The sequence below is a fragment of the Streptomyces sp. UNOB3_S3 genome, assembly GCF_020740895.1.
Lineage (GTDB): Bacteria > Actinomycetota > Actinomycetes > Streptomycetales > Streptomycetaceae > Streptomyces.
Window position 1 is genome coordinate 1 of sequence record NZ_JAILXP010000441.1, and the last position, 5,472, is coordinate 5,472.

The window sequence follows — 5,472 nt, forward strand, 5'->3', positions numbered from 1 at the left end:
CTTCAAGGCGTATCACGTCGAAGGCACCTCCTGGAACATCTACGACCCGGTCGCCAACATCACCGCCTCCTGCGCCTACGCCGCCGACAAGTACGGCTCCATGGACAACGTCAACTCCGCGTACTAAAAGACTCGTTCTCGATCTTCATCGTGCGCCCGGGGGGAGTCGGCCAGGACGGCGTACGCGTCCAGACTGACAAGTGGCCCGACCCGACCGGGCCGCCGCACCCCCGTGGCGGCGGCCCGGTCCCGGCTCAGCGCAGCCGAGTCGCGGCGTACGCCTCGATGGCGGCCCGCTGGTACGCGGCCAGGCCCGGCGTGATCGACTCGTACACCGCGCGCCAGTGCTCGTTCTCCACACAGCAACGCCCGATCGCGCGGTACTCCTCGGCGGTGGCTGCCCGGCTCCGGGACAACGTCCGGTACTGGGTGCCGATCTCGACCTGCACCGCGTCGGCGTCAGCGGGCAGGCCGGTGGCCAGCAGTTCCGCCAGCCGGATCATCTGCGCCGTGCGCTCGCGCTCGTCGGCCTCGATCTCGGCCCTGCTCAACGCCGCGGTACGCCGCTCGACGGCCTCGACCAGTTCCGGGAAACCGTGCAGGGCCTTCATGCAATGGGCAGGCCGGATGCCCTCGAACAGGTTCTCCGGCCGGCTGATGGTGATCATGTCTGTGCCGTCCTTCCTGGACTGCTCCAGTTCGGTGATCGTGCGGGCGACGGTGCCGGCCAGGGCATCCAGCCGGTCGCGCTCGGCGAGCAGCCGACGGTGATGGCCCCGCAGGGCCTCCAGCTCGTCGACCTGCGCGGCCAGGATCCGGCCGATCTCAGGCAGTCCCAGGCCCAGCGCCCGCAGCACGAGAACCTGCTGGAGCCGCAGCAGTTGGCGCTCCTCGTAGTAACGGTGGCCGTTGCCCCCGATCCAGGCCGGCGGCAGCAGGTTGATGTCGTCGTAGTGCCGTAGCGTCCGGGCCGTCACACCCGACATCCGGGCGACCTCCGCGATCGGCCAGGCCATCGCCGCCTCCCTCACACGTGCTTCACCGGGCCGGAATCCCCGGCCCTGCTCACGACGGTAGAGGCTTCCGCTGCGGCAGGTTCAAGCCCGGCTTCCGGCTTCTTGCGCGCCCCGGGGCGCCGCCCTCATTCGTCTCTCATCATCCGTTGACCGTTTGTTGAACGCCCCGGCACAGCATGCTCCCCAACCGCCCCACCGGGGCGTGGCATGACGCAAGAGACGAGAAGAGGAGATTCCCATGAACGACCTGTTCGAGCTGGATGTCGAAGAGATCGCGATGCCGTCCCAGGGCGCGCCCGGCGAGGCCGAGACGGCCCTGGTCACCAGCAACGAGTGCCACCACGGCACGGGCTGCATCTGCTGATCCGGGCCGGCGCCGTGCGGGCTGGGCGATGCCCCGCCGGGGCGTGGCACGACTCGAGAGACGAGAAGAGGAGATCCCCGTGAACGACCTGTTCGAGCTGGACGTGGAAGAGATCGCGATGTCGGCCCAGGGTGCGCCCGGCGAGGCCGAGGTGTTCCTGCACACCAGCCATGAGTGCGAGATCACGGGCTGCATCTGCTGACCCGAGCCGGCGTCGTGCGGGCGGGGCGCCGACCCGCCCGCACGGCCTGGCGCGGGAACGGCGGCCGGTGGGGAACAGAGGAAGGGTGTCGGTGGTGATGGCGGCGGAGAAGGCGGACGAGGGTTACGTCTGTGCCGATGTGGTGCTCCTGAGGGCGGCGATACGGCCGGTGGAGCCGCCCCCGGTGGACCCGATCCCGGTGGACCCGGCGCCGGGGGCGCGGCTGCGCCGGGCCGCCGGGGACGAGTTGCTGCGCGAGGCCGTCGCCCTGGCCAGCCCGTCCCTGTCCGCGGTCCTGGACAAGGCGGCGGCCGGCACGCCCCTGACTGCCAAGGAGGAGCGCCGCGCCGAGCGGACCGTGACGCGCTACGCGCTGAGGATGAGTGAACGGGCCACCCCCTTCGGCCTCATGGCCGGCGTGGCGACCGCGGGCTTCGCGCCGCGCCCGGAGTTCCGCCGGGGCGAGCGGCACACCAAGTCCGTACGGCCGGACATGGGCTGGCTCACCGACGTCGTCACCCGCCTGGAGGAGGATCCGGGCGTCCTGGCCGTCCTGCGGGTCACGGCCAACGACCTGTGCGCCGTCCGCGGCGACCGGCTCGTCCTGGCCTTCGTCCCCCGGCCGGTGGACGCCCTCCACGGGCGGCCGCCGGTACGGGAGATCACCGTGCGCCGCACCGAGGCCGTACGGCGGGCGCTGGAGTTCGCCCGTACCCCCGTGCCCTGGCCCGAGCTGGTCCGGCGGATGACCGGCGCCTTCCCGGAGGCGGCAGGGGACACCGTCCGGGCGATGCTCACCGAACTGGTCCGGCGCGGGGTGCTGCTCACGGAGCTCCACCCGCCCATGGACGACGGCGACCCGCTGGCCCACGTCCTCGCCCTGGCGGCGCCCGCCGGCGCGGGAGTGTCCGAGCGGAGCCGGGACGTCCTGCGGGAACTGGCCCTCCTCCAGCGGGAGCTGGCCGACTACGCGGAGCGGGCCCCGGGCCGGGGCCGGGCGGCCCTCGCCGCCGCCGAGGCGCGGATGTGCCGGATCCACCCGGCCGAGCGGCTGCTCCAGACCGATCTGCGGCTGGACGTCACGGCCCGGCTGCCCGAGACCGTACGGGCCGAGGCGGAACGCGCCGCCGGGGTGCTGGCGGACCTGGCCGCCGCGCGGCCCGGGCCGCGGCACCTGCGGGAGTACCACGCCCGGTTCCTCGAACGCTACGGCACCGGGCGGGCCGTGCCCCTGACCGAACTCCTCGACGCCGAACGGGGCCTGGGCCTCCCCGAGGAGTACCGCGCGCCGACGGCGTCCCGGCTCCTCCCCGGCACGGACGGCCTCGACGACCGCGACCGGCTGCTGCTGGCCTGGGCCCAGGAGGCGGCGATGAGCGGGGAGCGCGAACTCGTCCTGGACGACGCCCGCCTGGCCCGCCTGACCAGGGCGGGCCGCCCACGACCGGGCGAGGGCGCCGGCGGGGCGCGGCCGGTGGTGGTGCCGGCCTCCTTCGACCTGCTGGCCGAGGTCCGCGCCGCGTCCCTGGAGGCCATGGACCGGGGCCGGTTCCGGCTGCTGGTCGGCGCGGTCTCGGCCGTCGCGGGCGCCGTCGCCGGGCGCTTCGCGCACGTGCTCGGCGAGGACGGCCACCGCTTCGGGGACGTACTGCGCTCCGTCCCCACGCGCGACCCGCGCGCCGTCCGCGCCCAGCTGTCCTTCCGCACCCTCGGCGGCCGGGCCGCCAACGTGGCCCGCGTACCCCGCTGGACGGACCACACCATCACCGTGGCCGCGTTCACCGACCGGGCGTCCCGGCACGCCCTCGGCCTCGACGACCTGGCCGTGACGGCGACGACGGACCGGCTCGCCCTGGTCTCCACGGTGCTGGGCACCGAGGTCGTCCCCACCGTCCCCAGCATGCTCAGCCTGCGCGGCAATGCCCCCGGGACGGCCCGCTTCCTGGCCGAGCTGCCCCGCAGCGGGGAGTCGGCGCTGCCCGCCTGGGACTGGGGAGCCGCGGCCGCCCTGCCGTACCTGCCCCGCGTGCGCAGCGGCCGCTCCGTCCTGGCCCCCGCCCGCTGGTACCCGGCCGACCCCGACCTGCGCGCCGCCGCGGGCGACCCGGGCACCGGCCCGGCCGAGTGGCGGCGGCTGTTCACCGCCTGGCGCGAGCACGCGGGCGTGCCCGACCGGGTCGCGGCGGCCCACCGCGACCGGCGCATCGCCCTCGACCTGACCTCCGCCGCGGACCTGGAACTGCTCCGGGACGAGTGGCGGCGCCGGCCGGCGGCACAGCTCCACGAGGCCCCCGACGACGAGGAGTACGGCAGCGGCTGGTCGGCCGGGCACCGCACCGAGATCGCCTTCCCCTTGGTGCGCGCCACCGCCCCCGGACCGGCCGGGGAGCCGCTCGCGGCCCCGCCGCGCCGCCGCGCCGCCGCCGTCCACCACCCCGGCTCCGGCTGGCTGTACGCCAAGCTCCACTGCTCGCCGGAGCGCCACGACGAACTCCTCGCCGTCCACCTGCCCCGCCTGCTGGACGGTCTGCCGGCCGGATCCGGCGCCCGGTGGTTCTACCTCCGCTACGCCGATCCCGACCCCCATCTGCGGCTGCGCTTCCACGGGGACCCCGCCGACCTCGGCGGACGCCTCCTGCCGCGCCTGGGGGAATGGGCCGCGCGCCTCGCGGACCAGGGGCTGTGCGGGCGGCTCGCCCTCGACACGTACGACCCCGAACTCGAGCGCTACGGCGGCCCCTCGGCCATCGAGGCGGCCGAGGCCGCCTTCGCCGCCGACAGCCGGGCCTGCCTGGAACAGCTCGCCCTGCTGCGCGCGGGCACCCTCTCGCTCGACGTCCGGCTGCTGACGGCCGCCAATTACGTCGACCTCCACCACCGGTTCCTCGGCCGGCCCGACGGCGTACTCAGCCTCCTCGGCGACGGCGCCACGCGCGGCCACGACGACGCCCCCACCGGCCTGCGGGAACCGGCCCGCCGGCTCATCGACGCCGACGGCCGCTGGGAGGCCCTGGCCCGGCACCCCGGGGGAGCCGAGCTGCTGGACGTCTGGGAACGGCGCGCCGCAGCCGTCGCCGCGTACGGGCTGCGGCTGCGCGACCTGCCCCCGGAGGAACGGTGGGGCGGCGAGGACCGCACGCTGGCCTCCCTCCTGCACATGCACCACAACCGGCTGGCGGGCATCGACCGCACCGCCGAACGGCAGTCGCTGGCCCTGGCCCGCGCCGCCCTGCGCGCCCACCTCGGCCGCCTCCGGGCCGGCGCGTGAACCCGCGCGACGCGGCGGCGGACCTGGCCGCCGGCATCGCGGACCGGCTCGCCGACCCGGGGCGGGTCCGGGCGCACCACCCCGCCTCCCGGCCCATCTGGCAGGACCTGACCCTCAGCGAGGGACTGCCCGGGACCGCCCTCCTCCACCTGGAGGCCGGGCACACCGACGGCGCGGCACTGCGGACCGCCCACCAGTGGCTGGCCGAGGCGACGGCACGCGCCGCGGCGGCACCCGCCGCCGCCCCGAGGCCCGGCCTCTACTACGGGGTGCCCGCGCTGGCCTTCGCGCTGACCCGCGCGGAGGCGGCCGTCGGCCGCCCCCTGCGGGCCGCCGGACACCTCGGCGCCCAGGTCCGCCGCTACGCCCGCGACGCGGCCACCCGGGAGCTGCGGCGCCGGCCCGGGAACGGCGAGTGCGTGACGATGGCCGCCTACGACGTCATTTCGGGGCTCACCGGCCTCGGCGCCCACCTGCTGGACGACGCCGCCGGGCGGGACGCCCTCGCCGACGTCCTCACCGCCCTGGTGGCGCTGACCGTGCCCGTCCGGCTGCCCGGCGGCCGTACGCTGCCGGGCTGGTGGACAGCGCAGGGCCCCGGCTCCGGGTACCCGCCCACCAC

The 5,472-nt window shown here is 75.9% G+C and carries 5 protein-coding genes and 1 pseudogene; 5 read left to right on the forward strand and 1 reads right to left on the reverse strand.

What is annotated here, in order from left to right:
* Positions 1 to 127: pseudogene (locus tag K6I33_RS31150) on the forward strand (lytic transglycosylase); the annotation flags it as partial.
* A gap of 127 nt (positions 128 to 254) precedes the next feature.
* Here the strand turns inward: K6I33_RS31150 and K6I33_RS31155 are convergent.
* A complete protein-coding gene (locus K6I33_RS31155) occupies positions 255 to 1,016 on the reverse strand; it encodes a MerR family transcriptional regulator (protein ID WP_229357900.1) in 762 nt (253 codons plus the stop codon).
* Between the two features lie 238 nt (positions 1,017 to 1,254).
* Here K6I33_RS31155 and K6I33_RS36125 point away from each other — a divergent pair, with 238 nt between their 5' ends.
* From K6I33_RS36125 to K6I33_RS31165, 4 genes are all read left to right on the forward strand, one after another.
* Positions 1,255 to 1,380 (forward strand): hypothetical protein, encoded by a 126-nt coding sequence (locus K6I33_RS36125; RefSeq protein ID WP_275126817.1) that lies wholly within the window; start codon positions 1,255 to 1,257, stop codon positions 1,378 to 1,380.
* A gap of 79 nt (positions 1,381 to 1,459) precedes the next feature.
* Positions 1,460 to 1,582, forward strand: a complete 123-nt coding sequence (locus K6I33_RS36130; protein WP_275126818.1) for a hypothetical protein — start codon at positions 1,460 to 1,462, stop codon at positions 1,580 to 1,582.
* 67 nt (positions 1,583 to 1,649) lie between these two features.
* Positions 1,650 to 4,850, forward strand: coding sequence for a lantibiotic dehydratase (locus K6I33_RS31160; protein ID WP_229357901.1), 3,201 nt, complete (start codon positions 1,650 to 1,652; stop codon positions 4,848 to 4,850).
* Positions 4,847 to 5,472 (forward strand): lanthionine synthetase LanC family protein (locus K6I33_RS31165; RefSeq protein ID WP_308297349.1); only part of this gene is annotated, 626 nt, incomplete at its 3' end. The genes K6I33_RS31160 and K6I33_RS31165, both read left to right, overlap by 4 nt.